Genomic DNA, 598 nt, shown 5'->3' on the forward strand with positions numbered 1-598 from the left:
GATGACATCGATGCTATCCGGGCAGACGATGCGCAGTCCGTGCTCGATCGCCAGCACCTGAGCCAGGGGCGGGACCGCCAGATGCGCAGCGCCAATCCGCTGCACCGCCTCGCGGCTCATCGCATGCGGGACAGCGGTCAGCGAGTTGGCCTCCAGGTCGGCGCGCCCCATCGCCCGATTGACGAACTCCTTGACCATCGAGACGCTGTCGCGCGCTGCGAACACGCCAAGGTAGGGCGAGAGATCATTGAGCGCCAGATCCGCGCCGTCGGCGACCGCAGCGATGAACGGCACGAGCTGCTCCGCCTTGACCGGCAGGTCGCCGTCGAGGAACAGCAGGATGTCCGCGTCGGCGAGCCGCGCTCCGACCGCTCGCCCGACATCGTGCCCGAGCGGCGCATCGTAATGGACGATGACGCCGGCCGACTGATTGCGGATACGCGCAAAGCTGTCGTCGGTCGAGCCGTTGATGACATAGATCGTCTCATGCAACGGCAGTCGGCCGAGCTCGGCGATGATCGCCGGCACCGTATCCTGCTCATTCATGACCGTGACGACCGCCGCGACGCGCTTCGTCGTCGGCAGCAGCAGCCAGCCC

General features: G+C 67.1%; 1 protein-coding gene. It reads right to left on the bottom strand.

Going from position 1 to position 598, the window contains the following annotated elements; all coding sequences use genetic code 11:
* A partial coding sequence (locus PA598K_RS33180) for a glycosyltransferase family 2 protein (RefSeq protein WP_128661043.1) occupies positions 1 to 598 on the bottom strand: 598 nt, incomplete at both ends.

The organism is Paenibacillus sp. 598K (genome assembly GCF_003851045.1).
GTDB lineage: Bacteria > Bacillota > Bacilli > Paenibacillales > Paenibacillaceae > Paenibacillus_D.